This window comes from Enterobacter sp. I4, from assembly GCF_022669095.1.
In the GTDB taxonomy this organism is placed as follows: domain Bacteria; phylum Pseudomonadota; class Gammaproteobacteria; order Enterobacterales; family Enterobacteriaceae; genus Enterobacter; species Enterobacter pasteurii.
In genome coordinates this window covers 222,759-249,102 of sequence record NZ_JALBUO010000001.1, presented here as the reverse complement: position 1 = coordinate 249,102, position 26,344 = coordinate 222,759, and the positions used below count along the sequence as shown (strand labels likewise).

Genomic DNA, 26,344 nt, shown 5'->3' with positions numbered 1-26,344 from the left:
GCGGCAGATGCCGCCCTGTCTATTATAATCCCCCGATATGCAGGGTTTTAACTTCGAGAAACTCCTCCAGCCCCAGCACGGAACCCTCACGGCCCAGCCCGGACTCTTTTACTCCCCCAAACGGTCCCAGCTCGGTCGATACCGCGCATTCGTTAATGCCGATCATGCCGCTCTCAATCGCCTGCGACACGCGGAACACGCGCGACAGATTCTGGGTATAGAAGTAGGCCGCCAGCCCGTATGGCGTATTGTTGGCGCGCATGACCACCTCATCTTCCGAGGTGAAGCGGAAGCAGGCGGCTACGGGACCAAAGGTCTCCTCTTCTGCCAGCTTCATCCCTTCATGACAGTCGCCGAGCACGGTTGGCATCCAGAAGTTACCGCCAAGCTCGTGCGGCTTACCGCCAGCCAGCACGGTGGCGCCCTTCGCTACCGCATCCTCGACGTGCTCACGTACCTTATCGACAGCCGAAGGTTCAATCAGCGGGCCGACAACGACTCCTTCCTCCAGGCCGTTACCGACCTTCAGCGCCTTCACCGCGTCGGCAAGCTGATTCACAAACCTGTCGTAGACCGTTTCCTGAATATAGAAGCGGTTTACGCTGACGCAGACCTGCCCGGCGTTACGGAACTTATTGGCAATCGCGCCCTTAACGGCGGCATCAATATCCGCATCCTCGAAAACGATGTAGGGCGCGTTGCCGCCCAGCTCCATCGACACTTTTTTCATCGTTTCCGCGGCGTTGCGTACCAGCGTTTTCCCGACGGCGGTTGAGCCGGTGAAGGAGATTTTGCGCACGTCGCGGCTGGCCATAATGGCGTCGCTGATTTCTGAGGTACTTCCCGCGACCGCATTGAGCACACCATCCGGCACGCCGGCCTGCTTCGCCAGCGTCAGCAGCGCAAAGGCGCTCAGCGGCGTGTTGTTTGCTGGCTTAATGACGCCGGTACACCCTGCCGCCAGCGCCGGGCCGAGCTTGCGGGTGAGCATGGCCATCGGGAAATTCCATGGCGTGATGGCAGCAACCACGCCGACGGGTTCACGGGTTGCCAGAATACGGGAGCCGGGCTTAACCGGTGGGATGATTTCACCGTTGGCGCGCTTGGCCTGCTCGGCAAACCACTGAATGAAGCTGGCGGCATATTCCACTTCGCCCTCAGCCTCTTTCAGCGGCTTACCCTGCTCGGTGGTCATCAGCCGTCCGAGCCAGCTTTTGTTCTCAATAATCAGTTCATACCAGCGGTAGAGGATCGCAGAGCGCTCTTTTGCCGTTTTTGCGCGCCATGCGGGAAAGGCTTTGGTCGCGGCCGCAATGGCCTCTTCGGTTTCGGCTTTACCCGCTTTCGCCACCCTGGCGATGGTCTCGCCCGTGGCGGGGTTCAGCACGTCAAACGTGGTGTCGAGAGTTTTCCAGATACCGTTAACCAGATACCCGTTCTGAAAAAGAATACTGTCCTGAAGAGCCTGGGTTGTCATGTGTCCTCCCTTCCTGAATGTTTGAACCTGCAGGAATAAGTATAGCCACAAAAAAACCGACGCTTTTGGCGTCGGTTTTCTCTTCATCAGCTGTCCGTTAGCGCATTCTGGTAGCGGTGGAGCATAAATACCAGCCGCTCTACCGGCTCGGTGACCTGCGGCGGGGCTTCCCAGATCCGCAGCTTCTCCTGGTAAACGTCCAGCTCCTCCAGCAGCTGCCTAAAGTAGCGGCGACGCTTGTCATCGCTGGATGCAGAAATCACGTGGTCCGCCGTGCGCCGAAGCTGGCGGTGGAAGGCGGATAAATCGTCGTTGATCGGCACCGGCGCGTTTCGCAGACGCTGGTGCGCAATAATCATGGTCAACGCCAGGCGGAACCTCGCGATATCGCCCGGGAATTTGTTCAGCAGCAGGAAAAGCTGCTGATAGAGCGCCGGCAGGTGGTTCTCCTTGCGCCGTGCGGTATTGGTGGTCAGGGAAGAGACGGCCGCCGACACGAACTGATTCAGCAGCACGCGCCCTGTCCGCGCCCGGGAGTTATCCCGCACCAGCAGGATCACCATCATCGCCAGGAAACAGCCCACCAGCTGGCCCAATGCGCTGTCCAGGAACTGGCTGAAATGGAAGGTCATCGGGTTATCCAGCACGATGATGTTAATGGTGCTCGCCAGCGCCCCCAGCGATCCCAGGCGGCGCTTCTGAACCTCTATGCCAATAAAGAACGCCATTACCGCCAGGCTGATACAGAGTAAAAGCATGCTTTGCTGCGTCGAGGGGATAATCACCAGGAAGTAGAGCGCGCCGATGGGTAACGCAGCAATGGTGCCGTACAGAAAATCGATGGCGACCATGCGCGGATTAGGCAGACGCATCGCCAGGGCGGTAACGACGGCAATCATCACCATCGCGCCGCTGCCGGACGTCCAGCCGGTCCACAGCCAGAACAACGTGCCGAGTATGCAGGCCAGGGTGGTACGCCAGAAGTTGACCATCGCATGATGGCGCTCGGCGGATTCAGGTTTGATCACCACTTCGCCCTGTAACACTTCTTCTTCCGCCGCACTGATTTTGGTGTTGCCCGTCACGCCGCGCTTCAGAAGCAGATAGCGCGTCGCCGCGCCGACCCAGGTATAAATGGTCACCGGGGTATCGCGCTCCCCTGTCCAGGCGATAACCCGACGCATGCGCTTAAGCTGTCGGTGCACGTCCTGCACCGTCTCTACCGGCTCGTCAAACAGCTCGCGGAAGGTATCCGTTACCGCTTCAGGACGAGTGTTCTGAATCAGGTAGGTTTCGCACGCCTGGGTGATCAGCGTTAACGACACGGTATTGATCGCTTTCAGGCGACGGTTTGCCCGATCCCAGCGGGAAGACTCCATATTGAGATTACTGCGCATCCCCTCCAGCGCCTGCGTACGGCGCACCAGGCCGCTCCAGGCTTTGTCGACCTCTTCGCTGTCGCCATGCTTAATGCACAGCTGCATGAGCTGGTACTGGGCAACGATGAGCGCATCCAGCTCCCGATCGACTTCCTGCTTGATGGATCGCGGAGAGAAAAGCAGATCCGCAACTATCGCGCAGACGATGCCGATGACAATTTCGCTGCAACGCTCCACGGCGAACTGCGGGGCGAGCAGCGGTTCGGTCTGAATAGTGATGATGATAATCAGCGCGGTATACCCGGCCAGACCCCAGGCGTAGGAGTTCTCAACCTTCACCAGAGAAGAGACCCAGGTACAGAAACCGGCCCAGATACAGCACACGATCAGCATCAGCAGCGGGGTGCGGATCATCAGTATGATTATGGTCAGCGCGGCGATACAGCCGATAAAGGTCCCGATAATGCGCAGCATCCCGCGATAGCGGATTGCCCCGGAGTAGGGTTCACCGCCGGCAGCAAAGGCGGGACCGGCGGCGACAATCGCGGCGGTCAGAACGGCCCAGCGCGGCGTTTCAAGCTGGAAGTGGAAGCCAACGAACAGCGCCAGCACAATGGCGCATGCCAGCTTCACGGCGAAGCGGATGTGCTGGCTGGCGATGGAAAAAATGCCCATAACGATTAACCAAACTCGCGCAGGCGATGGGCGATTTGACGGAAGAGCGAATCCTGGCTGGCATCACGGTCTTTTTCACCGGTGATCACCACCGTCGCGGTGGTGCCTGCGGGCCAGAGGTTACTCTGCTGCTCATCCAGACGAATGCGTACCGGCACGCGCTGCGCCAGGCGCACCCACTCAAGGTTGGAGTCTACGGTCGCCATCCCTTTCGCATCATTGGAGCTGCTGGCGTTAGTTACCCCCGCTGCAATGCTGTCCACGGTCCCTTTCAGAACCCGGTTGCTGCCGAGCGGCGTGATTTCGGCGCGATAGCCCGGACGTACGCCTTCCAGCTTGGTCTCTTCCATATAGGCAAGAACGTAGAAGGAGTTCTGTTTCACCAGCGCCACGGCGGTTGAGCCGCGCGTGATAAACTCGCCCGCATAGACGTTAAGGTTGGTCACCCAGCCATCGGACGGGGCGCGGATAACGGTACGCTCCAGATCGAGCTTCGCCAGATCGCGCGTCGCCTGGGCTTTTGCCAGCTGGTGCAGCACGGTTTGCAGAACGTTGTTGGACTGGTCAATCTCTTCTCGGGACATGGCCTGGATGCCCAGCCTGTTACGGCGCCCTGCTTCACGGCGTTTTTCCGAGGCCAGCGCGTTGTAATACGCCACGTCCGCTTCAGCTTCTTCGAGGGCTTTTTGATAGCGCGGCTGGTCGATGGTGAACAGCACCTGATCTTTTTTTACCAGCTGGTTATCGTGGACGTTGACGGCCGTAATAAGCCCGGCGACATCTGGCGCGATGGCGACCACTTCGGCGCTAAAACGCGCATCGCGCGTCCACGGTGACTCGGTGTAATAGACCCAGGCGCGAAAAATAGCGATGAACGCCAGGATGACCAGCGCCATAGTGATGGCGGTGCGGGAGATTTTTCTTGTTAGCGTTTTCACATCAACCTCAGACAAACATGCGCGATATTAAGTAGAACAGGCAGCAATACAGCGCGGTATTAAACAATGCAGGGTGCCAGACGAAATCATAAATCCCGGTGGGGACCAGCACCTTGCGCACCAGCCAGAAGATCGCCAGTGATAAAAGAAGCTCGAAAAATATCGGTGGGAACGACAAACCGAACACCACGATAACGGGAAACAGACTCATGTTGACCTTGATTAGAGAGAGTGCAGGCTACTGGATTGTTAAGCACGCGCCGCCGCAGGAGAGCAGGAAATGCCGGGCGAAAGTGGCGCAGCCGTTATGTAATTAATAGTATATTAACGTAACTGTTATGCTGTTATCTATCATATGTGATCTAAATCACTTTTAAGCCAGAGTGAATAATGGAACGTCTAAAACGCATGTCGGTGTTTGCCAAAGTGGTTGAACAAGGCTCTTTTACCGCCGCAGCTCGTCAGCTACAAATGAGCGTCTCATCCATTAGCCAGACGGTGTCAAAACTGGAAGATGAACTCCAGGTAAAGCTGCTTAACCGCAGCACCCGCAGCATCGGGCTGACGGAGGCCGGTAAAATTTACTACCAGGGCTGCCGCCGGATGCTGCATGAAGTGCAGGATGTACACGAACAGCTCTATGCTTTTAACAACACGCCGATCGGCACGCTGCGCATTGGGTGTTCTTCAACTATGGCACAAAATGTTCTCGCTGCCATGACGGCGGAAATGCTGAAAGAGTATCCCGGCTTAAGCGTCAATCTGGTGACGGGCATTCCGGCACCGGACCTGATTGCCGATGGATTAGACGTGGTGATCCGCGTTGGCGCCCTGCAGGACTCAAGCCTGTTCTCGCGTCGCCTGGGCAGCATGCCGATGGTGGTCTGCGCCTCGAAAAGCTATCTGGCGCAGTATGGCGTGCCGGAAAAACCCGCCGATCTCGGCAACCATTCATGGCTGGAATACAGCGTGCGCCCGGACAATGAGTTTGAACTGATCGCACCGGAAGGGCTTTCCACTAAACTGCTGCCGGAAGGCCGGTTCGTCACTAACGATCCGATGACCATCTCGCGCTGGCTGGTTGCCGGCGCCGGGATCGCCTACGTGCCGCTGATGTGGGTGATCAACGAGATCAACTCCGGCGAGCTGGAGATCCTGTTCCCCCGGTACCAGTCCGATCCGCGTCCGGTTTATGCGCTCTATACCGAAAAGGACAAGCTGCCGCTGAAGGTGCAGGTCTGTATTAACTATCTGACGGACTATTTTGTGGAAGTGGCGGAGCTGTTTCAGGGCATGCGGGGAAGAAGGAAAGAGTAGGCCTTCCCCCTCATCCCGGCCCTCTCCCAAAGGGGTGAGGGCGAAAAGACCGCACGGAGCAGTCCCCTCTCCCCGTTGGGCAGAGGGTCAGGGTGAGGGGAAAATGAAAAATTACGCCGTGCCGCCCACCGTCAGGTTATCGACCTTCAGGGTTGGCTGGCCCACGCCTACCGGCAGGCTCTGACCTTCTTTGCCGCAGACGCCCACGCCGTTATCCAGCTTCAGATCGTTACCGACCATGGAGATCTGCTGCATTGCTTCAATCCCGGATCCGATCAGCGTCGCCCCTTTTACCGCTTTGGTCACTTTGCCTTTCTCAATCAGATACGCTTCTGAAGTCGAGAAGACAAATTTGCCGGAGGTGATATCCACCTGGCCGCCGCCAAAGTTTGGCGCGAAGATGCCGTAATCAACGGATTCGATAATCTCCTGCGGCGTGGATTTGCCCGGCAGCATGTAGGTATTGGTCATGCGCGGCATCGGCAGGTGCGCGTAAGATTCACGACGACCGTTGCCCGTTGGCGCAACGCCCATCAGGCGCGCGTTGAGCTTGTCCTGCATGTAACCCTTCAGCACGCCGTTCTCGATCAGCACGTTGTACTGGCCCGGCGTACCTTCGTCGTCGATAGAAATCGAGCCGCGACGGTCGAGCATGGTGCCATCATCCACCACGGTACACAGCTCGGAGGAGACAAGCTGCCCCATCTGGCCGCTGAATACCGACGTACCGCGACGGTTGAAATCGCCTTCCAGACCGTGCCCAACCGCTTCGTGCAGCAGCACGCCCGGCCAGCCAGCGCCCAGCACCACCGGTAGCGTACCGGCGGGGGCTGCCACGGCAGACAGGTTAACCAGCGCCATGCGCACGGCCTCTTTTGCCCACGCATCCGCGCGCGCTTCACCGTCAACATCGCCCAGGAACCAGTCATAGCCGAAACGTCCGCCGCCACCGCTTGAGCCGCGCTCGCGCTTGCCGTCGTCTTCTACCTGAACGCTGATGGAGAGACGGACCAGCGGACGCACGTCGGCGGCCAGCGTACCGTCTGTCGCCGCCACCAGAATCAGCTCATAGACACCGCTCAGGCTGGCAGACACTTCCTGCACCCGTTTATCCGCTGCACGGGCCACTTTGTCCACGCGGCGCAGGATGTCCAGCTTCTCTTCGCGGCTCATGCTTTGCAGCGGATCGATGCTGGTATAGAGCGCAGAATGCTGTACTTCACCCAAGGTTTTTACGCGACCGTCGCCGGTATCGCGCACAATGGTTCGCGCGGCCTGCGCGCTCTGCTCAAGTGCGGCCAGGCTAATCTGGTCGGCATAGGCAAAACCGGTTTTCTCGCCGCTGACGGCGCGTACGCCGACGCCCTGGTCAATGTTGTAAGAGCCATCTTTAATGATGCTGTCTTCTAAAACCCAGGATTCGTGATAGCTCGACTGGAAATAGAGATCGCCGTAGTCGAGACGGCGTTCGGTCAGTTGACCAAGAATGGAGAACAGGTCCTGATGGCTCAGGCCGTTCGCTGCGAGCAAATGTTCACTTACCAGGTTCAGACTCATCGTATTGCTACTCGTTCGTTGCCGCCCGTGGCGGTATAAAGATCGTATTTATTGAGAGTGAGGCAATTACCTGCCCACGTCAAATCATTGCTGTGCTTCTTTGCGCGGCTGGCGCAGCACTTCATTAATCTGCGGTTTATCGATTGGGCCCGTAATGCGGTAGCGCAGAATCGAGACTTTGCTCCATAGCGGCCCCAGCACTTTGCTGGCGGCAAATACCGCTGCACCGATAATCGGGTTGACCACGAAAGCCGTCGCCACGCCCACGGTGGCTGAAATTTCCGGGGCGACGACCGCTTCCATATCCAGCTCACGACGCACGAGGTTCACCGACCCTTTCATGGCGATATCCGCTTCCAGGCCGTCCACCAGCGTATCGTCTGTATGCATAACGCCATCCTTGATCCAGGCCGTTGAGCGAATGGAGTCATAATAGAAACCCTCGTTAAAGGTGTCGCTAAAATCGAAGCGCAGCTTGCGCAGCAGCGCGTCAAAGCTCAGCAGGCGCAATATCTGCCCCGCATGACCGGTGCTGACATCGGCGATTTCACCCTTACCAAAGCGGGTTCTGAGAATACCGTTGAGCGAGGCCTCGTCCGGCGTCCACGGCGCGGCGCGCCAGTGCAGATCGTAATTTACATCGAAGGACGATCCGCGAAGCGGCGTGCTGATGCCGAAGAAGTTAGCCGCGGCATCGAGCTTGTTTCCTTTAATATCCCCTTTCAGCGAGGTGCGCTGTTCACCCGGTTTATTTACCCATTCGCCTGCGGCAGTAAGGCGTCCAAAGCCAGTATCCACCAGCCCACCGGAGAGGCTCAGCGTATGGCCCTTAATAGCAAAATCACCGTCGATACGGCCATATTTTTGCCCCCACAACCAGCACTCCGCGCAGCGAAGCTGGAGATCGGGCCAGCCGCTGAAATCCACGCGCGTGGAGCCACTCAGCGGCGAGGCAGTCGTCGGCTGGGCGTTAGATGCCGCAAAGGTCGGGTTGTAATAGAGATAGCGAATTGCCGCCTGCCACGGGGCGTTATCGCGCATCGTCAACGTGCCGTTAATTTCCCGCCCCTTCGCCTCCACGCGCGAGCCGTTAGCCGACGGCCGGGAAACAATGCTCAGGTTATTCCACTGCTGCCCCCCCAGCGTCAAAGCCGGCGTGCGCAAGGTGATGGCCTGCGGGAACTGCGCCGTTTGATCGACGTTTTGTCCTACCCCTTTCTGGAACAGCGCCAGCCACTGCGCGCCGTCCAGCGGCGGGAGGTTCAGCTCAACCCCCGCCTGCTCCGGCAGCGGCGGCAGGGTTCGGCTGTCCGTCGTCCAGATCGCCCTGTCCAGCGTCAGCTTGCGGCTGAGCAGCCAGCGGCTGTTAAAGTGGTTCGTTCCGCCAGCGTTACCGGTTAAATCAAAGCTGTTGAGGTTACCCGCAACGTTAACGTTAACAGGCAGTGGTTCACCGCTTTTCTTATTCAGCGGCGCGGGAAGCTGGCTGCTGAGATTTTTCAGGTCGCCGGTGATATCGACGCTGTAGCGCGCCCCGGCGTGATAAGGCAGGTCGATGGCGACCTTGCCATTCCATGACACCGCACCGTCCACCGCGTTCTCAATCGGCTTCGGCAGAATATTCATGCGTGACGGCTGCCAGCTCGCGTCCATATTTACCGCCACCTGATAGGCTTTATCGCCCTCGGTAGTGGAGAAATCGATATTGACGGGTTGATTAAACCAGGTCGCTTTCAGCGGCTCGCTTTTCAGATTGCCGTTAACAAAGCTGAACTGTCCGCTGAGGTTCTTCAGGGTGCTGTCCAGCGGCTTGATATAGAGGCTGTTGTTGTTAAGGCGCACGTCGCCTTTGGCGGTAGTCATCTCGCCGTCGAGGGGAATATCCAGATGTAAGCGAGCATTCACATCGCCATCTAACTGTAGCTGCTGAAGGGTAGCTGCCAGGGAGTCATTCAGCGGCGTATCCTCAAAGTACGGACCAACCGCTTTACCCGGCCCCTGTATATCCGCATCAATTAGCAATTTCTCTTTGGAGTAATCCGGGATATTCGCCGTCAGGTTGCTGGCGGTCACGCCGCCCAGCGCAACGCTGTCGGTCTTCATCCACAGGCCGTCATTCAGGAAGTTGAGTTCGATATCCAGATTTTTCAGCGCGGGCCAGCCCGGCTGGAAGGCATAGGTGGCGTTGCGCAGCGGCACCAGCACCTGGAACTGGCCTTCGTTATGTTTATAGGGGAACAGGTGCGGATTACCGCCGTAGACCAGCGTGGCGTTATCAGCCTGACCGCCCTGAATGGCGCCGCTGAGGTAGTCCACCAGCGCCTTGCCCATCAGGTTTTCCGGGAAGTAGCGCCACGCCTGCGAACCATCATCCGTGCTGATGCCCGCCAGAATACCCAGCCACGGCTCATCGCCTTCAGGCTGTAGATAACGGAAGTTTCCGCGCGCATGTACCGCTTTGGCTTTTACATCGATGTCGCGGCCATCCAGCTGAAAACCGTTGCCATTCTTCAGCCAGTTGAGCGTAGCGTTGCCTTTTTCGATTTCCAGCGGTGCTCGAAAGACCGTTTCGTACGGCATGTTGGCGTCATGCATTTCTGCCGTCAGCCTGCCGTTCTCCACGCTACCTTCCAGCTTGCCGCTAAAGTGTTCGGCACCCGGCAGCAGTTTCCACTGGTTCCACGCGAGGTTTTTCCATGACGCCTGGAAGCGTGTCTTTTCCGTAGCCTGTAGCGGAATATCCAGCGCCAGCCGGTTTATCTGCCCGCTCGGCTGCGTCGCCAGCCAGATTTCGCCCAGCTCCGGGGAGAGTTTTGCCGCCATTGAACGCAGCCCTTCGATCGCCGTCAGATCCAGGTTACTGGCGCGGATACGCAGCTCGTCGCTGCGTTTACTGTTTATCCCGCCCACGTCCTGCTCCGGCATCCACGCCAGCGTCAGCGCGCCGCGCGGCCAGGGTTTGTTATCCATGGATATCCGCGTATCGGGAATAGCGAACTGCCAGCCGCCTTTTTCCTGCGTAACGTGCGCGGTGAGGTTATCGACGGAAAGCTGATGCTGACGGCGTTCCCCTTTCCAGCTCGCGCCCCCCTGCTTCAGCCAGATATCTCCGCTGGCGAACGCGCCGTTTGTCAGCGTCATCCAGCCTTCGAGGCTGAAGCGCGCGGTTTCGAGCTGCATGTTTTGCTGCAGCCATTCCCCCAGCCACGGCTTCACATCCACGTCGTCCGCCTGTAGCCAGACCCTGCCGTTGTTCAGCAGGCCGTTGTCGTCGCGCAGATCCATCCGCACCTGCATAACGCCGTGCTGTCCGTTCAGGCTGGAGAGATTCACCTGTCCCTCGGCGCGGTGGCGATCTTTCCCGTTAAGCCATGTCAGCTGCGGGATAGCCAGCTCAGCGCGCTGCCCGGAAAGGGTAATAAAGCTCACTTCGCTGTCGCGTAGATCGAAGTGATCGAACTGACGCAGGAAGAGATCGCTGATACGGTTAGCTTCCAGCCCCTGATTGCCGTCACCGCTTCGCAGCGGCGTGTTGGTTATTAGCTGTAGCTGCCAGAAGGTGAGATCGCGAAACTGCCAGCGCATATGCAGCAGGCTTTGCCAGACGTCCAGCGCCAGGGTGACGCGTTTGATTTTAAGATGGCCGCCATCTTTCAGGCCGGCACTGATATCCCGCGCATCGAGCGTCGGGCCGAAGTTCTGCCAGCTTGCTTCGATGTGGCTCACGTCCACCGGCATTCCGGTGGCGGATTCGATTTTGGCCAGGATCTGCGGACGCCAGCTGTCCAGGTGCGGTAAGGCGAGACGCAGCCCGCTCACGAGCAACGCGACAATCACGACCAGCGTTGCCCCTGTAAGCAGTAAAATCCCCGGCAATCGCCTCACGCGTCTCTCCTTGTCAGCCTTTATTCTCGCAGCGAAAACTGCGCTTACATCATTACGACGTCAAACTGCTCCTGGTTATAGAGCGGCTCAATTTGCACTTTTACCTGTTTGCCGACAAAGATTTCCACTTCCGCCAGCGCGTGCGACTCTTCCCCTTTCAGGGCCTCCGCCACAGCAGGGGAAGCATAGACCAGAAAACGGTCCGAGTCGTAGGCGTGATGCACCCGCACAATCTCACGCATGATTTCGTAGCAGACCGTCTCCACCGTCTTTACCGTTCCGCGTCCATGGCAGGTTGGACACTCATTGCAGAGCACATGTTCCACGCTTTCGCGGGTCCGTTTCCGGGTCATTTCCACCAGACCCAGCTGCGAGAAGCCGTTGATGCTGGTTTTCACGCGATCTTTACTCAGCGCCTGCTCCAGCGAGTGCAGCACGCGGCGGCGGTGATCTTCATTATTCATATCGATAAAGTCGATGATGATAATGCCGCCCAGATTGCGCAGGCGAAGCTGGCGCGCAATGGCCTGCGTCGCTTCGATGTTGGTGTTGAAGATGGTGTCATCAAGGTTGCGATGGCCGACAAACGCGCCGGTGTTGATATCAACGGTGGTCATCGCTTCGGTCTGGTCGATGATCAGGTAACCGCCTGATTTCAGCTCAACCTTACGCTCCAGCGCGCGCTGAATTTCGTTTTCAACATCATACAGGTCGAATATCGGCTGGCGGCCCGTGTAATGCTCCAGCAGACCCGGCATTTCCGGGATGTATTCGGCGGTGAACTCCAGCAAGGCTTCGTACGTCAGGCGGGAGTCCACGCGGATGCGGTCAAGCTGGGCGTCGGCAAAGTCACGCAATACGCGCTGGGCGAGCGCCAGCTCACCGTAAAGCCGATAGCGGGTCTGGTTGCGTTTTTTACGCTCCATCACCTTGGTCCAGACGCGCTTCAGGTAGGCCGCGTCAGAGGCCAGATCGTCCTCGCTGATCCCTTCGGCCGCGGTACGGATAATAAAGCCGCCCTGCTCGTCGCAGTAGGCGCTAACCACCTTTTTCAGGCGCTCGCGCTCGCTTTCGCTTTCGATACGCTGTGAGACGCCAACGTGCGACGCGCCCGGCATAAACACCAGGTAGCGTGAAGGCAGGGTGATGTCGGTGGTCAGACGCGCGCCTTTAGTGCCCAGCGGATCTTTCACCACCTGCACCATCAGATCCTGGCCCTGACGCACCAGCTCAGAGATGTCGCGCACGGCAAACTGCTTTTGCTCTTCGCCTGCCACGCATTCGGTGTGCGGCATGATATCGGAGGCATGTAAAAACGCCGCCTTATCGAGCCCAATATCTACAAAAGCCGCCTGCATACCCGGTAGTACACGACTGACACGACCTTTGTAGATATTGCCTACGATTCCGCGCCGCGCTTCACGCTCAATATGGATTTCCTGAAGAATGCCACCATCAATGTAGGCCACACGGGTTTCCGATGGCGTTACGTTTACTAACAATTCAGCCGTCATAATTATCCCTTCCCTCACGCAGTGAGTTAAAATTGCTCAGCAACTCATACGTTTCCACCAGCGGTAAGCCGACTACGGCGTGATAGCTGCCATTTATCTTCCTGACAAAACAGCCACCCAACCCTTGAATACCGTATGCACCTGCTTTATCCATAGGTTCACCGCTGGCGATATAGCCGGCGATCTCCTCGTCGGTGAGGACTCTGAACGTCACTTCCGTAACCACCAGGCAATCCAGCACGTGCTGGCTATCCGCCAGCGCCACCGCCGTCATCACCTGATGCGTTTGTCCGGACATTTTGCGCAGCATCCGCGCCGCGTGGGCGGCGTCGCGGGGTTTCTCAAGCACTTCACCATTAAGAATAACGATGGTGTCTGCACCCAGCACCGGCAGGTCACGCGGCACACAGGCAACGCCCGCCTGCGCTTTCTCGCGCGCCAGACGGGAAACGTACTGCTGAGCGCTTTCGCCCTCAGCGCGTTTTTCTTCAATACCGGTAACGATGCGTTCGAAGGACACGCCCAACTGCGCGAGCAGTTCCTGGCGACGCGGAGAACCGGAGGCAAGATACAGAGACGTCATAGAAACCTTTTATTGCACGGCAAACTGCTGGCGGATTTTACGCATCAGCAGGAACAGCCACGGCCAGAGCACACCGTTTACTACACTACTCCAGAACACTTCCGGTCGGAAAGAGACGTTGATCACTAAAAACTCTGCCCAGAAAACAACGATATCCGCAGCGAGCGACAACAACATCACCACCAGCGCCTGTTGCCAGAGCGCAAGGTTACGAAAGAGCTGGAATTTGAGTGCAACAAGATACGCGATAATGCTCATGGATAAGGCGCGCACGCCAAGCGTAGAGCCGCTGATCAGATCCAGTATGGCACCCATCACAAAACCTGTGCCGACATTTACGCGATGCGGCAGGGCAAGGATCCAGTAGAGCAAAATGAGCAATACCCAGTTTGGCCGGAAAACGAGGATGTCGTCCGGCCAGGGCATGATTTGCAGCAGCAGTGCAACGAGAAATGAGAGCCAGATTACCCAGCGCCCCTGGCTACGATAACTTGCCACTACTGCCCTCCACCCGAGACTTGCGGCGGTGGCGGCGCATCCGGCAGCGGCTGCGTTAAGCCTGTCGCCGGAGCCGGTACGGGCGCAGGTGGTCCCATCGCGTCAGGCGCAGGCAGCACCTGCGGCATCATCTGCATCAGGCGCTCGTTCGCCACGCGATGCACGTCTTCTGGCGTCATCGGGTTAGCGCCGTTTCGATCGGCACCCCACAGCAGCAGCAGGTAGCGCAGACGCTGCAGTCCGGCCGTTGGACGCGCCTGAATAACGGTGTAGGCACGCTGAGTATCGAGCTTCACGGAAGAGACAACCGCAACCGGGTAACCTTCAGGGAAACGGCCGCCCAGCCCGGATGTCACCAGCACGTCGCCCACGCGGATGTCCGTGTTGGCGGGCAGATGTTCCAGCTGCAGATCGTCCGTACAGCCGTTACCGGCGGCAATCACGCGGATGTCGTTACGCAGCACCTGAATCGGCAGCGCATGGGTGGCATCACAAATCAGCAGCACGCGGCTGGTCAGTTTGGCTACCGCCACGACCTGGCCCACAACGCCTTTATCGCTGATAACGGGCTGACCTTCGTATACGCCGTTCACGCTGCCTTTATCAATCACCACCTGATCGCTGTACGGATCGTTAACGGTGGAGATCACCTGGGTGACCATTTTCTGTTCATCCTGGCGCAGCGGCGAGCCAAGCAGTTCACGCAGACGCGCGTTTTCCTGCTTATATTGCCCCAGCATCAGCAATTCGCTGTTTTTCAGCAGCAGTTCCTGGCGTAACGCACGGTTTTCGAGTTCGAGCTGGTCACGCGATGAGAGCGTTTGCGACACGGAGTCGAGCAGTTCACGGGGACCATTTGATATAAAGTAGAAAGGACTGACGGCGGTATCCATGTACGTTCGGATCTGGCTGAACGTACCAAGGCGGCTATCGGCAATAATGACCCCGAGTGCCACCAGAACCGCCAGGATCAGGCGAAACTGTAGCGACGGGCCACGGCTAAAAATTGGCTTCATAGGCTATGCGTATTCTCGCGTCAGAGAGAAAGGGTAGCAAATTGCTACCCTCTCACACCCGACTACTCTTCGCTAAACAAGTCGCCGCCGTGCATGTCGATCATTTCCAGCGCCTTGCCACCACCACGGGCGACGCAAGTCAGTGGATCTTCTGCAACTACGACAGGAATACCTGTCTCTTCCATTAACAGGCGGTCGAGGTTACGCAGCAGCGCACCACCACCGGTCAGAACCATACCGCGCTCGGAGATATCGGAGGCCAGTTCTGGCGGGCACTGTTCCAGCGCAACCATCACCGCACTCACGATGCCGGTCAGCGGCTCCTGCAGCGCTTCCAGGATTTCGTTGGAATTCAGGGTAAAGCCGCGTGGAACGCCTTCTGCCAGGTTACGGCCGCGAACTTCGATCTCGCGCACTTCGTCACCCGGGTAAGCAGAACCGATTTCATGCTTGATACGTTCTGCGGTTGCTTCACCGATCAGAGAGCCGTAGTTACGGCGAACGTAATTGATGATGGCTTCGTCGAAACGGTCACCGCCGATACGCACGGAAGAGGAGTACACCACGCCGTTCAGGGAGATAACGGCCACCTCAGTGGTACCGCCACCGATATCCACCACCATAGAACCGGTTGCTTCAGAAACCGGCAGACCCGCGCCAATTGCCGCCGCCATCGGTTCTTCAATCAGGAACACTTCACGTGCACCAGCGCCCTGCGCGGATTCACGGATTGCGCGGCGTTCTACCTGCGTTGCGCCAACGGGCACACACACCAGCACTCGCGGGCTTGGGCGCATGAAGCTATTGCTGTGAACCTGCTTGATGAAGTGCTGAAGCATTTTTTCAGTCACGAAGAAGTCAGCAATAACACCGTCTTTCATTGGGCGGATCGCGGCGATGTTGCCCGGAGTACGGCCCAGCATCTGCTTCGCATCATGACCGACTGCGGCCACGCTTTTTGGCGAGCCGGCACGATCCTGACGAATGGCCACAACGGAAGGCTCATTCAATACGATGCCTTGTCCTTTAACATAAATAAGGGTATTCGCGGTACCCAGGTCAATGGACAGGTCATTGGAAAACATGCCACGAAATTTTTTCAACATACTAAGGGATAATCCTGAAAGCTGGGGCGGAAAACAAAATCCGCTTACTTTACCAACCACACGCAGCAGCGACAAGGCGCAAAAATCGTCTGCTACGGTGAAAATTAGTGCAGCACGTTTCCTTTGTTACAAATTCATCCCCTGAATCCCTCAGGGCTGAGTAAACAGCAGCGTCCCTCACTTTCACTTGTAACCCACTAAAGGTCGTTCACTGGCTTTTATGCTCGTCGTACTCAAAGCTACAGGCGCGATATTCTACGTGAAAACAAAGTAAACGGCAGGTCAAACAGAGTATCTTTGCAAATATTTTTTCACGTTGGTGTCAAGCGGCTGAGAGGCGGCAAAAAAATCCCCCTGACCGCCCGCTACGCCGCGCTCTTTCAACATCTGCCATTCACTGCGTGAACGTACGCCTGTGGCAAATACCTGCGTTTGCGTTCCTTTGCACGCTTCCACCAGGCTCTGTACCAGCAGCTGGTTTTCCGTGCGTTTTTCAATCGTTCTGACCAGACCAGGATGCAGCTTCAATAATTCAACATCCAGCTCCTTGATCCAGCTGGTGCTCACCAGCGTCAGACCCGCCTGCGTGACCGCCACGCGAGCCCCCAGCGCATTGATTAATCGCACCACCGGGCGCAACCGGCTGATGTGTTGACCAACATCTGCCTCTGCAAGTTCAAAAATAATGCGTTTACGCTGCGATTTTTCGCACTGCATTAACGTATCGCGCAGCCAGCGCTGGAAACGCGGGCGAATCAGCGACTCGACGGTCACCTGTAAAGCCAGATTTTCCTCAGGCCAGTACGATAAAAACGGGATGAGGCGGGAGATTTGCTGACGGTCGTACTCTTCAGATAAGCCAAATTGCAGCACCATCGGCAGATACTCAGCGGAAATAACCTCCTCCGCCCCATCAAAAATACGGCACATCAGCTCGCGGTGATGAACGTGACCATTTCTCATGACCGCCGGTTTCTGGTAAATACGCGGTCCACCGCGGCTCAGCATTTGCTCGATCAGCGTTCGCCAGCGCACGTTACCGCGCCCTTTTTCCGGCAGCGTATCGTCATAGACCGCCCAGCCGTTCGCCCCCTGCAATACGGCGTTACGCGTGGCCGCTTCCGCATGCTCCATGACCTGCTCCGTCGACTGGCCGCCGCGCCATGCGCAGATGCCCATATGCACCATGTCGTCTCGGTCGAGCATTTTGCTCTGCGGCAGCGCATCGACGGCCTTCAGAAGCTGGCTGGCGATACTTTCAGACTCTTTTAACGTGCGGTGAGGCAGTAAGACGGCGAAATCGCTGCGGTGATAGCGTGCCAGTAACGCCCCGGGGTAGCGCATGATAAAGGTCGACAGCAGGTTGATCAGCGTGAAGAGATTCTCCTCCGCCACGCGCTGACCCCACGTATCGCGCAGGAGGTCGAAATCGGGCAGGCGAATCATCATCACCACGCCGTGCGTGCCCACCTTTTCAGGGTCATCAAGAAGCGTAGCCAGCTGATTATCAAAGAAGAGACGGTTGTTGAGGCCCGTTTTGTTATCCTGCGCGGCGTAGGAGCGGATCAGCGTGTCCATACGGCTACGCTGATCGCTGGCAAACTGGATTTCTGAGAGCAGCACGTCCAGCGCGCTGCTGGTACGTGACGGCCATTCATATACCGACCCCCGCACCTGCGGACCGCGTTCACCATTGAGTATCCGTACGGAGCGTGTCTCCAGCAGTTCCTGACCGGAAAGCTGGCGACGCTGCCAGCGAACGGCGAGGAAAATCAGCAGTACGATAAAGGCAACGGCGATGGTTAGCGGTGCGGTGGTCATGAGCGAGCGCAGATAGTTGCTCATCGGATCCTGATAGGTCATATGAATCGACATTCCAGGATGCTTAAGGGAGTGCACCGTTATGTCCCGATACTGATCTACCGTGCCGGCAGGCCGATAGCTGCCCTGCCGGGTATGGCTAAATACGGTCTGCTTCCCCTGCTTAATGTCGATTTTGACGATATCTACCGGCACCATTAACTCATCCAGCTCGCGCGAAAGCGCCGGGAAGGACGTCGTAATGAGGCGGGTATCAATAACCGATGCCACCGATTCAACCCGGTTTACCAGCTTGTCCTGAATGGCGTTATAAAAACTCAGAGAGCAGCCAATTAGCGTGACAAATATGGTCAGCCCTGTCAGCAAGGTGATAAAAGCTGAGAACTTCGTCGTTAATCGCATCCTTGAGATTACTCCGTGGGTTGAAAGGGGTAGCAAGTGAGCGCTAACTTGCATATCAAATGCGGCATACTACCAAACCTGATGTATCTGGCAATTTATTGCGTTAAATCGGCACTGAGTTTCATTGAGCGAGTATAGTCTTCGGAACATATTTTCCCATTACTAAACCTGGTGAGGACCCCCTATGCAGGCTTTGATCTTAGAACAGCAGGACGGCAAAACCGTTGCCTCGGTACAAGCTATCGAGGAGAGCCGCCTGCCGGAAGGCGACGTGACCGTTGATATCGACTGGTCCAGCCTGAACTATAAGGACGCGCTGGCCATCACGGGAAAAGGTAAAATCATCCGAAATTTCCCGATGGTGCCGGGCATCGATTTTGCGGGCCGCGTGCACGCGAGTGAAGATCCGCGTTTTCATGCCGGGCAGGAGGTATTGCTCACCGGCTGGGGCGTGGGTGAAAACCACTGGGGCGGGCTGGCGGCACGGGCTCGCGTGAAGGGCGACTGGCTGGTACCCATGCCGAAAGGTATGGATGGCCGCAAAGCGATGATCGTCGGCACGGCTGGCTTTACCGCCATGCTCTGCGTGATGGCGCTGGAAGAGGCGGGGATCCGCCCTGAATCCGGCGAAATTGTCGTGACCGGCGCCAGCGGCGGCGTGGGCAGCACGGCCGTCACTCTTCTTCACAAGCTGGGATATCAGGTCGCCGCCGTCTCTGGCCGCGAAAGTACCCACGACTATCTGCGCCAGCTGGGCGCAAGCCGCATCCTCGGCCGCGACGAGTTTGCCGAAACGCGCCCGCTGGAAAAGCAGGTTTGGGCGGGAGCGGTTGATACCGTCGGTGACAAAGTCCTGGCGAAGGTGCTGGCACAGATGAACTATGGCGGCTGCGTGGCAGCCTGTGGGCTGGCGGGCGGCTTTGCTCTGCCGACAACGGTAATGCCATTTATCCTGCGTAACGTGCGTCTTCAGGGCGTCGATTCGGTTATGACTCCAGCCGAGCGGCGCGCGGAAGCCTGGGAGCGTCTGGCGCAGGATCTGCCGGCCTCGTTCTACGATCGGAGCGCCACCGAGATTACCCTGAGCCAGGCGCCGGAGTTCGCGAATAAAATCATGGACAACCAGTTCCACGGCCGCGCGCTGGTCAAAATTGCCTAATCTTCAAATTTTCGTGACATATTCGCGCTAAACCGCCTCCTCCGTCATGCTTAGAAAAACGCCCGACGGAGGATGCCATGAAAACCCGAAAACTGACGGAAGCCGACGTAACGTCTGAATCTGTCTTTATGCTACAGCGCCGCCAGATCCTGAAGATGCTTGGCATCAGCGCTACCGCCCTGACGCTTACGCCTGCGGCCCACGCCGACCTGCTCGACTGGTTTAAGGGCAACGATCGTCCGAAAGCACCCTCCGGCGCACCGCTCGACTTCACCAAACCCGCCCGGTGGCAAAATAAGCTGACGCTGACGCCGGAAGATAAGGTCACCGGCTATAACAACTTTTATGAATTTGGTCTCGATAAGGCCGATCCGGCCGCCAACGCGGGCAGCATGAAAACCGATCCGTGGACCCTCAAAATTGACGGCGAGGTGGCAAAGCCGCTGACCCTCGATCATCACGACCTCACCACCCGCTTTCCCCTCGAAGAACGCATTTACCGTATGCGCTGCGTGGAGGCCTGGTCAATGGTGGTGCCCTGGGTTGGCTTCCCTTTGCATAAACTGCTGGCGCTGGTTGAGCCCACCAGCAATGCGAAATATGTCTCCTTCCAGACGCGCTACGCTCCGGACGAGATGCCGGGCCAGAAAGATCGGTTTATCGGCGGCGGGCTGGAATATCCCTATGTGGAAGGGTTACGTCTCGACGAAGCCATGCATCCGCTAACGCTGTTAACCGTAGGGGTTTACGGTAAAGCCCTGCCCCCGCAAAACGGGGCCCCCATTCGCTTAACCGTACCGTGGAAATACGGTTTCAAAGGCATTAAGTCGATCGTCAGCATCAAGCTCACCCGCGAACGCCCGCCAACCACGTGGAACCTGGCGGCGCCCAACGAGTACGGTTTTTTTGCCAACGTTAATCCGCACGTTGACCATCCGCGCTGGTCGCAGGCGACGGAGCGTTTTATCGGTTCCGGCGGCGCGCTGGACGTTAAGCGCCAGCCAACCCTGCTGTTTAACGGCTATGCGGATGACGTCGCGTCGCTTTACCGTGGGCTGAATTTACGGGAGAACTTCTAGGTGCGTTTGACTGCAAAACAGATAACCTGGCTGAAAGTGCTCCTGCATCTGGCGGGGTTGCTGCCCTTTCTCTGGCTCTTTTGGGCAGCCAGTCAGGGGCAGTTCAGTGCCGATCCGGCAAAAGATATCCAGCATTTTACGGGTCGGATGGCTCTGAAATTTTTGCTGGCATCCTTGCTCGTCTCGCCGCTGGCGCGTTACGCTAAACAGCCATTATTGATACGCACTCGCCGGTTACTGGGGCTATGGTGTTTTGCCTGGGCGACGCTGCACCTTACCAGCTATGCGCTGCTGGAACTGGGCATTAATAATCTGGCACTGTTAGGCAGCGAGCTGATTACGCGTCCGTATCTGACGCTCGGCGTTGTCAGCTGGCTGGTTTTACTGGCGCTGGCGCTGACCTCAACGCAATATGCGCAGCGAAAGCTGGGCAGGCGCTGGCAGCTATTGCATAATTTCGTCTATCTTGTCGCGATCCTCGCCCCCATTCATTACCTGTGGTCGGTGAAGATTTTATCCCCTCAACCGGTCATCTACGCCCTGCTGGCACTGGCCCTTTTAGCGTGGCGTTACAAGAAGTTCCGCCAGTGGCTGCGATAGTTCGCGAAACTGTGCGTTTTCCCGCAGATTATTTATCAACCGCGAATCTTTTTCGGATAGCGGTTGATAATCTTCCCTGATAAGACCAGTATTTAGCTGCCAAATGCTACGAAATCGTTATAATGTGCGACTTTGGTTTTCCTGAATGAATTTTAGGAAAGTCATCAGGTGACTTTCGCGTTTCGAAGGTATATTTTGGTTTTTACCCGAGAATCGCAGGAGATAGCGACACAATGACGGAGAAATTCCGAATCTTAGTTTTGAACGGACCGAACCTGAACATGCTCGGCACCCGTGAGCCAGAGAAGTATGGCACGCTAACATTAGGCGAAATTGTTAACCGTCTGGATACGGAAGCAGGATCGCTGAATGTGGATTTGGACCATTTTCAGTCAAATGCGGAGTACGCAATCATCGACCGTATTCATCAGGCTAAAGACACTGTGGACTATATCCTGATCAATCCGGCCGCGTTTACGCACACCAGTGTAGCTATTCGCGACGCACTGCTCGCGGTGAGTATCCCGTTTATCGAGATCCACCTGAGCAACGTGCACGCCCGAGAGCCGTTCCGCCACCATTCTTACCTGTCGGATATCGCCGCTGGCGTTATCTGTGGGCTGGGTGCAGACGGCTATTCATACGCTTTACAGACAGCGGTAAAACGCTTGTCACAATCACACTAAACAAGAGTACGGAACCCACTCATGGATATTCGTAAGATTAAAAAACTGATCGAGCTGGTTGAAGAATCAGGCATCTCCGAACTGGAAATTTCTGAAGGCGAAGAGTCTGTACGCATCAGTCGTGCAGCCCCAGCCGCTAGCTTCCCGGTAATGCAGCAAGCCTATGCTGCGCCAGTGCAACAGCCTGCGCTCTCCGCAGCCGTCGCACCAGCAGCAGAAGCGGCACCTGCGGCTGCAGCAGAAATCAGTGGTCACATCGTACGTTCCCCAATGGTTGGTACTTTCTACCGCACCCCGAGCCCGGACGCGAAAGCGTTCATCGAAGTGGGTCAGAAAGTCAACGTAGGCGATACCCTGTGCATCGTTGAAGCCATGAAAATGATGAACCAGATCGAAGCAGACAAATCAGGTACTGTGAAAGCGATCCTGGTCGAAAGTGGTCAGCCGGTAGAATTTGACGAGCCGCTGGTCGTCATCGAGTAACGAGGCGAACATGCTGGATAAAATTGTTATCGCCAACCGTGGCGAGATTGCACTGCGTATTCTTCGTGCCTGTAAAGAACTGGGCATCAAGACCGTGGCCGTGCACTCAAGCGCGGATCGCGATTTAAAACACGTATTGCTGGCGGATGAGACGGTCTGTATTGGCCCGGCTCCGTCCGTAAAAAGCTATCTGAACATCCCGGCGATCATCAGCGCCGCCGAAATTACTGGCGCGGTCGCGATTCACCCGGGTTATGGTTTCCTCTCAGAGAACGCCAACTTTGCCGAGCAGGTTGAACGTTCTGGCTTTATCTTCATCGGCCCGAAAGCCGACACTATTCGCCTGATGGGTGACAAAGTGTCTGCAATCACCGCAATGAAAAAAGCCGGTGTTCCAACCGTACCAGGTTCTGACGGCCCTCTGACCGACGATATGGATGCTAACCGTGCCCATGCTAAACGCATTGGCTATCCGGTGATCATCAAAGCGTCCGGCGGCGGCGGCGGTCGCGGTATGCGCGTTGTGCGCAGCGATGCTGAACTGGCGCAGTCCATCTCTATGACCAAAGCGGAAGCGAAAGCGGCTTTCAGCAATGACATGGTGTACATGGAAAAATACCTGGAAAACCCACGCCACATCGAAATTCAGGTGCTGGCTGACGGTCAGGGTAACGCGATCTATCTGGCAGAACGTGACTGCTCCATGCAGCGCCGTCACCAGAAAGTCGTCGAAGAAGCGCCAGCGCCGGGCATTACCCCGGAACTGCGTCGCTACATCGGCGAGCGTTGCGCCAAAGCGTGTGTTGATATCGGCTATCGCGGGGCGGGTACCTTTGAGTTCCTGTTCGAAAACGGTGAGTTCTACTTCATTGAGATGAACACCCGTATTCAGGTTGAACACCCGGTTACCGAAATGATCACCGGCGTTGACCTGATCAAAGAACAGCTGCGTATCGCAGCCGGCCAGCCTCTGTCCATCAAACAGGAAGAAGTTGTGGTGAAAGGCCATGCGGTTGAATGCCGTATCAACGCCGAAGACCCGAATACCTTCCTGCCAAGCCCGGGTAAAATCACGCGTTTCCACGCGCCGGGTGGCTTTGGCGTGCGCTGGGAGTCCCATATCTACGCCGGTTACACCGTACCGCCGTACTATGACTCAATGATCGGTAAGCTTATCTGCTACGGCGAAAACCGTGACGTGGCAATCGCCCGCATGAAAAACGCCCTGCAGGAGCTGATCATCGACGGTATTAAAACCAACGTCGATCTTCAGATGCGCATTATGAGCGACGAGCACTTCCAGAATGGTGGGACTAACATCCACTACCTGGAGAAAAAACTGGGTCTGAACGAGAAGTAAGAGAGCTGTGTTGCTAAAAGGCCGGATAATCCGGCCTTTTTTATTTCTGGGGATCGCCAGGCCCCATCATGTACAATCCCCGCTTTCTTCATCCACAAGGGACAAAAAATGGACAAACGTTTTGTTCAGGCCCATAAAGAAGCGCGCTGGGCGCTGTGGCTGACCCTTCTCTATCTTGCTGCATGGTTAGTAACTGCTTACTTACCTGATTCCGCTATCGGCATAACCGGCCTCCCGCACTGGTTCGAAATGGCCTGCCTGCTGCTGCCGCTGGTGTTTATCGTGCTGTGCTGGGCGATGGTGAAATTCATCTATCGCGATATTTCACTGGAGGACGATGATGCAGCTTGAAGTCATTCTGCCCCTTATCGCTTACCTGTTCCTGGTGTTTGGCCTGTCGGTTTATGCGATGCGTAAACGCTCGACCGGCACCTTCCTGAACGAGTATTTTCTCGGCAGCCGCTCGATGGGTGGCGTGGTGCTGGCCATGACGCTGACCGCTACCTACATCAGCGCCAGCTCGTTTATCGGTGGCCCCGGAGCCGCCTATAAGTACGGTCTGGGCTGGGTACTGTTGGCAATGATCCAGCTTCCCGCCATCTGGCTCTCTCTTGGCATACTGGGTAAAAAGTTTGCCATTCTGGCGCGCCGCTACAATGCCGTGACGCTGAACGATATGCTGTTTGCCCGCTATCAGAGCCGCTTGCTGGTATGGCTGGCAAGCCTGAGCCTGCTGGTGGCTTTTATTGGGGCAATGACGGTGCAGTTTATCGGCGGCGCGCGTCTGCTGGAGACGGCGGCCGGGATCCCCTACGAGACGGGCCTGATTATCTTCGGCGTCAGCATCGCGCTGTATACCGCGTTTGGCGGGTTCCGCGCCAGCGTGCTGAACGACACCATGCAGGGAATGGTCATGCTCATTGGCACCATCGTTCTGCTGGTGGGCATCGTTCATGCCGCAGGTGGCCTGAGCCATGCGGTTGAAACCCTGGAAGCGATCGACCCGAAACTGATCTCGCCGCAGGGGGCGGATGATATCCTCTCCCCAACCTTCATGACCTCGTTCTGGGTGCTGGTGTGCTTTGGGGTCATTGGCCTTCCGCATACCGCCGTGCGCTGCATCTCTTATAAAGACAGCAAAGCCGTACACCGGGGGATTATTATCGGAACGATTGTGGTGGCGATCCTGATGTTTGGCATGCACCTGGCGGGCGCGCTGGGGCGGGCGGTGATCCCTGACCTTACCGTACCGGATCTGGTCATTCCGACGCTGATGGTGAAAGTGCTTCCGCCGTTTGCCGCCGGGATTTTCCTGGCCGCGCCGATGGCGGCTATTATGTCGACAATCAACGCTCAGCTGCTGCAAAGTTCCGCTACGATCATTAAAGATCTCTATCTTAACCTGCGCCCTGAGCAGGTCGAGAATGAGCGACGTCTGAAGCGGATGTCGGCCGTCATTACGCTGGCGCTCGGGGCGCTGCTGCTGCTCGCCGCGTGGCGTCCACCGGAGATGATCATCTGGCTGAACCTGCTCGCCTTTGGCGGGCTGGAAGCCGTATTCCTGTGGCCGCTGGTGCTGGGCCTGTACTGGGAGCGAGCGAATGCCGCGGGCGCGTTGAGCGGCATGATCGTCGGGGGCGTTCTGTATGCCGTTCTCGCCACGCTTAACGTGCAGTACCTGGGCTTCCATCCCATTGTGCCTTCGTTACTGTTAAGTTTACTGGCGTTTGTGGTGGGAAACCGTTTCGGTCGCCCGCTTCCGCAAACTGTCCTGATTTCTACTGATAAATAAAGAGTTTTGCCATGCCGTGGATCCAATTAAAACTGAACACAACCGGCGCCAACGCCGAAGAACTGAGTGATGCGCTGATGGAGGCCGGTTCGGTCTCTATCACCTTCCAGGACACGCATGACACGCCGGTCTTTGAGCCGCTGCCGGGCGAAACACGCCTGTGGGGCGATACCGACGTTATCGGCCTGTTTGATGCAGAAACCGACATGAAAGAGGTGGTGGCAATACTGGAAAACCATCCGCTGCTGGGCGCAGGCTTCGCGCATAAAATCGAACAGCTCGAAGACAAAGACTGGGAGCGCGAGTGGATGGATAACTTCCATCCGATGCAGTTTGGCAAGCGCCTGTGGATCTGCCCAAGCTGGCGCGACGTTCCCGATGAAAACGCGGTCAACGTGATGCTGGATCCGGGTCTGGCGTTCGGAACCGGTACTCACCCGACCACGTCCCTGTGCCTGCAATGGCTGGATGGTCTGGATCTGGAAGGCAAAACCGTGATCGACTTCGGTTGCGGATCCGGGATCCTCGCTATCGCGGCGCTGAAGCTGGGAGCCGCAAAAGCTATCGGGATCGACATCGATCCGCAGGCCATTCAGGCCAGCCGCGATAACGCCGAACGTAACGGCGTTTCCGATCGCCTTGAGCTGTACCTCCCCGACGCGCAGCCAGAAGCCATGAAAGCCGATGTGGTGGTCGCCAACATCCTTGCTGGCCCGCTACGCGAGCTGGCGCCGTTAATCAGCGTACTGCCGGTTGAGGGCGGCCTGCTGGGGCTTTCCGGTATCCTTGCCAGCCAGGCAGAAAGCGTCTGCGAAGCCTATGCGGATCGCTTTACCCTCGACCCGGTGGTCGAGAAAGAAGAGTGGTGCCGCATTACCGGTCGTAAAAAATAAGCGTCTGGCGTGGTCCTCTGACCACGCCTTTCCCCTACGATTTTTCTCCCGCCCTTGTCTCTTCCCCGATAAAATACCCCTACAAATCATGGCGGAATCCATCGATTTGAATAATAAAATTCAC

22 protein-coding genes are annotated in these 26,344 nt (G+C 57.0%); 10 read left to right on the top strand and 12 right to left on the bottom strand.

The window, feature by feature from the left end:
- Positions 1-22 precede the first annotated feature (22 nt).
- The 4 genes from MOQ06_RS01170 to aaeX form a co-directional block, all read right to left on the bottom strand.
- On the bottom strand, positions 23-1,477 hold the full coding sequence (locus tag MOQ06_RS01170; protein ID WP_193355865.1) for an NAD-dependent succinate-semialdehyde dehydrogenase: 1,455 nt from the start codon (positions 1,475-1,477) through the stop codon (positions 23-25).
- An 86-nt stretch (positions 1,478-1,563) separates the two neighbouring features.
- On the bottom strand, positions 1,564-3,531 hold the full coding sequence (gene aaeB / locus MOQ06_RS01165) for a p-hydroxybenzoic acid efflux pump subunit AaeB (RefSeq protein WP_176609364.1): 1,968 nt from the start codon (positions 3,529-3,531) through the stop codon (positions 1,564-1,566).
- A gap of 5 nt (positions 3,532-3,536) precedes the next feature.
- On the bottom strand, positions 3,537-4,469 hold the full coding sequence (gene aaeA / locus MOQ06_RS01160) for a p-hydroxybenzoic acid efflux pump subunit AaeA (protein WP_148422330.1): 933 nt from the start codon (positions 4,467-4,469) through the stop codon (positions 3,537-3,539).
- Between the two features lie 7 nt (positions 4,470-4,476).
- The gene (gene aaeX, locus MOQ06_RS01155) at positions 4,477-4,680 is read right to left on the bottom strand and encodes a p-hydroxybenzoic acid efflux pump operon protein AaeX (RefSeq protein WP_003860416.1); all 204 of its coding nucleotides are present in this window, start codon (positions 4,678-4,680) and stop codon (positions 4,477-4,479) included.
- Positions 4,681-4,859: 179 nt separating this feature from the next.
- Between aaeX and aaeR the strand changes: the two genes are divergently transcribed.
- On the top strand, positions 4,860-5,786 hold the full coding sequence (gene aaeR, locus MOQ06_RS01150; protein WP_148422329.1) for an HTH-type transcriptional activator AaeR: 927 nt from the start codon (positions 4,860-4,862) through the stop codon (positions 5,784-5,786).
- A 111-nt stretch (positions 5,787-5,897) separates the two neighbouring features.
- On the opposite strand, the gene tldD is transcribed toward aaeR, so the two are convergent.
- The 8 genes from tldD to csrD form a co-directional block, all read right to left on the bottom strand.
- Entirely contained in the window at positions 5,898-7,343 is a 1,446-nt protein-coding gene (tldD, locus tag MOQ06_RS01145; protein ID WP_148422328.1) for a metalloprotease TldD, read from the bottom strand.
- Between the two features lie 84 nt (positions 7,344-7,427).
- A complete protein-coding gene (gene yhdP / locus MOQ06_RS01140) occupies positions 7,428-11,228 on the bottom strand; it encodes an AsmA2 domain-containing protein YhdP (RefSeq protein ID WP_242170053.1) in 3,801 nt (1,266 codons plus the stop codon).
- A gap of 44 nt (positions 11,229-11,272) precedes the next feature.
- Entirely contained in the window at positions 11,273-12,742 is a 1,470-nt protein-coding gene (gene rng / locus MOQ06_RS01135) for a ribonuclease G (RefSeq protein ID WP_063450998.1), read from the bottom strand.
- Entirely contained in the window at positions 12,732-13,325 is a 594-nt protein-coding gene (locus MOQ06_RS01130; RefSeq protein WP_148422326.1) for a nucleoside triphosphate pyrophosphatase, read from the bottom strand. Before MOQ06_RS01130 ends, rng begins: the two co-directional genes overlap by 11 nt.
- Positions 13,326-13,334: 9 nt before the next feature.
- Positions 13,335-13,823, bottom strand: a complete 489-nt coding sequence (gene mreD / locus MOQ06_RS01125) for a rod shape-determining protein MreD (RefSeq protein ID WP_003860402.1) — start codon at positions 13,821-13,823, stop codon at positions 13,335-13,337.
- Positions 13,823-14,839 carry a rod shape-determining protein MreC gene (gene mreC / locus MOQ06_RS01120; protein WP_003860400.1) on the bottom strand — a complete coding sequence of 339 codons (1,017 nt, stop codon included), beginning with the start codon at positions 14,837-14,839 and terminating at the stop codon, positions 13,823-13,825. The genes mreD and mreC overlap by 1 nt, the downstream gene beginning before the upstream one ends.
- 62 nt (positions 14,840-14,901) lie before the next feature.
- Positions 14,902-15,945, bottom strand: coding sequence for a rod shape-determining protein MreB (gene mreB / locus MOQ06_RS01115; protein WP_000913396.1), 1,044 nt, complete (start codon positions 15,943-15,945; stop codon positions 14,902-14,904).
- Positions 15,946-16,227: 282 nt separating this feature from the next.
- Positions 16,228-18,168: an RNase E specificity factor CsrD gene (csrD, locus tag MOQ06_RS01110; protein WP_242170043.1), complete on the bottom strand. Its 1,941-nt coding sequence runs from the start codon at positions 18,166-18,168 to the stop codon at positions 16,228-16,230.
- 184 nt (positions 18,169-18,352) lie between these two features.
- Between csrD and MOQ06_RS01105 the strand changes: the two genes are divergently transcribed.
- The 9 genes from MOQ06_RS01105 (at position 18,353) to prmA (ending at position 26,220) form a co-directional block, all read left to right on the top strand.
- A complete protein-coding gene (locus MOQ06_RS01105) occupies positions 18,353-19,327 on the top strand; it encodes an MDR family oxidoreductase (protein ID WP_148422324.1) in 975 nt (324 codons plus the stop codon).
- A gap of 77 nt (positions 19,328-19,404) precedes the next feature.
- Positions 19,405-20,406 carry a protein-methionine-sulfoxide reductase catalytic subunit MsrP gene (msrP, locus tag MOQ06_RS01100; RefSeq protein ID WP_148422323.1) on the top strand — a complete coding sequence of 334 codons (1,002 nt, stop codon included), beginning with the start codon at positions 19,405-19,407 and terminating at the stop codon, positions 20,404-20,406.
- Complete coding sequence (msrQ, locus tag MOQ06_RS01095) at positions 20,407-21,006, top strand: protein-methionine-sulfoxide reductase heme-binding subunit MsrQ (RefSeq protein ID WP_176609358.1); 600 nt, start codon at positions 20,407-20,409, stop codon at positions 21,004-21,006.
- 233 nt (positions 21,007-21,239) lie between these two features.
- Complete coding sequence (gene aroQ, locus MOQ06_RS01090) at positions 21,240-21,692, top strand: type II 3-dehydroquinate dehydratase (protein WP_242170042.1); 453 nt, start codon at positions 21,240-21,242, stop codon at positions 21,690-21,692.
- 21 nt (positions 21,693-21,713) lie between these two features.
- Entirely contained in the window at positions 21,714-22,175 is a 462-nt protein-coding gene (gene accB, locus MOQ06_RS01085) for an acetyl-CoA carboxylase biotin carboxyl carrier protein (RefSeq protein WP_010436174.1), read from the top strand.
- Between the two features lie 10 nt (positions 22,176-22,185).
- Positions 22,186-23,535 (top strand): acetyl-CoA carboxylase biotin carboxylase subunit, encoded by a 1,350-nt coding sequence (gene accC / locus MOQ06_RS01080; protein WP_003860388.1) that lies wholly within the window; start codon positions 22,186-22,188, stop codon positions 23,533-23,535.
- 108 nt (positions 23,536-23,643) lie between these two features.
- On the top strand, positions 23,644-23,886 hold the full coding sequence (locus MOQ06_RS01075) for a YhdT family protein (protein WP_022649569.1): 243 nt from the start codon (positions 23,644-23,646) through the stop codon (positions 23,884-23,886).
- Positions 23,876-25,327, top strand: a complete 1,452-nt coding sequence (gene panF, locus MOQ06_RS01070; RefSeq protein ID WP_148422350.1) for a sodium/pantothenate symporter — start codon at positions 23,876-23,878, stop codon at positions 25,325-25,327. Before MOQ06_RS01075 ends, panF begins: the two co-directional genes overlap by 11 nt.
- Before the next feature lie 11 nt (positions 25,328-25,338).
- Positions 25,339-26,220, top strand: coding sequence for a 50S ribosomal protein L11 methyltransferase (gene prmA / locus MOQ06_RS01065; protein ID WP_148422318.1), 882 nt, complete (start codon positions 25,339-25,341; stop codon positions 26,218-26,220).
- The last annotated feature ends 124 nt before the right edge of the window (positions 26,221-26,344 follow it).

Excerpts from the sequence above, each read along its gene's own strand:
- mreB (WP_000913396.1), bottom strand. The coding sequence starts at position 15,945 with ATGTTGAAAAAATTTCGTGGCATGTTTTCCAATGACCTGTCCATTGAC.
- MOQ06_RS01170 (WP_193355865.1), bottom strand. The coding sequence starts at position 1,477 with ATGACAACCCAGGCTCTTCAGGACAGTATTCTTTTTCAGAACGGGTAT.
- MOQ06_RS01075 (WP_022649569.1), top strand. The coding sequence starts at position 23,644 with ATGGACAAACGTTTTGTTCAGGCCCATAAAGAAGCGCGCTGGGCGCTG.
- aroQ (WP_242170042.1), top strand. The coding sequence starts at position 21,240 with ATGACGGAGAAATTCCGAATCTTAGTTTTGAACGGACCGAACCTGAAC.
- MOQ06_RS01105 (WP_148422324.1), top strand. The coding sequence starts at position 18,353 with ATGCAGGCTTTGATCTTAGAACAGCAGGACGGCAAAACCGTTGCCTCG.
- csrD (WP_242170043.1), bottom strand. The coding sequence starts at position 18,168 with ATGCGATTAACGACGAAGTTCTCAGCTTTTATCACCTTGCTGACAGGG.
- accC (WP_003860388.1), top strand. The coding sequence starts at position 22,186 with ATGCTGGATAAAATTGTTATCGCCAACCGTGGCGAGATTGCACTGCGT.
- panF (WP_148422350.1), top strand. The coding sequence starts at position 23,876 with ATGCAGCTTGAAGTCATTCTGCCCCTTATCGCTTACCTGTTCCTGGTG.
- aaeR (WP_148422329.1), top strand. The coding sequence starts at position 4,860 with ATGGAACGTCTAAAACGCATGTCGGTGTTTGCCAAAGTGGTTGAACAA.
- aaeX (WP_003860416.1), bottom strand. The coding sequence starts at position 4,680 with ATGAGTCTGTTTCCCGTTATCGTGGTGTTCGGTTTGTCGTTCCCACCG.
- MOQ06_RS01130 (WP_148422326.1), bottom strand. The coding sequence starts at position 13,325 with ATGACGTCTCTGTATCTTGCCTCCGGTTCTCCGCGTCGCCAGGAACTG.
- mreC (WP_003860400.1), bottom strand. The coding sequence starts at position 14,839 with ATGAAGCCAATTTTTAGCCGTGGCCCGTCGCTACAGTTTCGCCTGATC.
- accB (WP_010436174.1), top strand. The coding sequence starts at position 21,714 with ATGGATATTCGTAAGATTAAAAAACTGATCGAGCTGGTTGAAGAATCA.
- rng (WP_063450998.1), bottom strand. The coding sequence starts at position 12,742 with ATGACGGCTGAATTGTTAGTAAACGTAACGCCATCGGAAACCCGTGTG.
- msrP (WP_148422323.1), top strand. The coding sequence starts at position 19,405 with ATGAAAACCCGAAAACTGACGGAAGCCGACGTAACGTCTGAATCTGTC.
- prmA (WP_148422318.1), top strand. The coding sequence starts at position 25,339 with ATGCCGTGGATCCAATTAAAACTGAACACAACCGGCGCCAACGCCGAA.
- aaeB (WP_176609364.1), bottom strand. The coding sequence starts at position 3,531 with ATGGGCATTTTTTCCATCGCCAGCCAGCACATCCGCTTCGCCGTGAAG.
- tldD (WP_148422328.1), bottom strand. The coding sequence starts at position 7,343 with ATGAGTCTGAACCTGGTAAGTGAACATTTGCTCGCAGCGAACGGCCTG.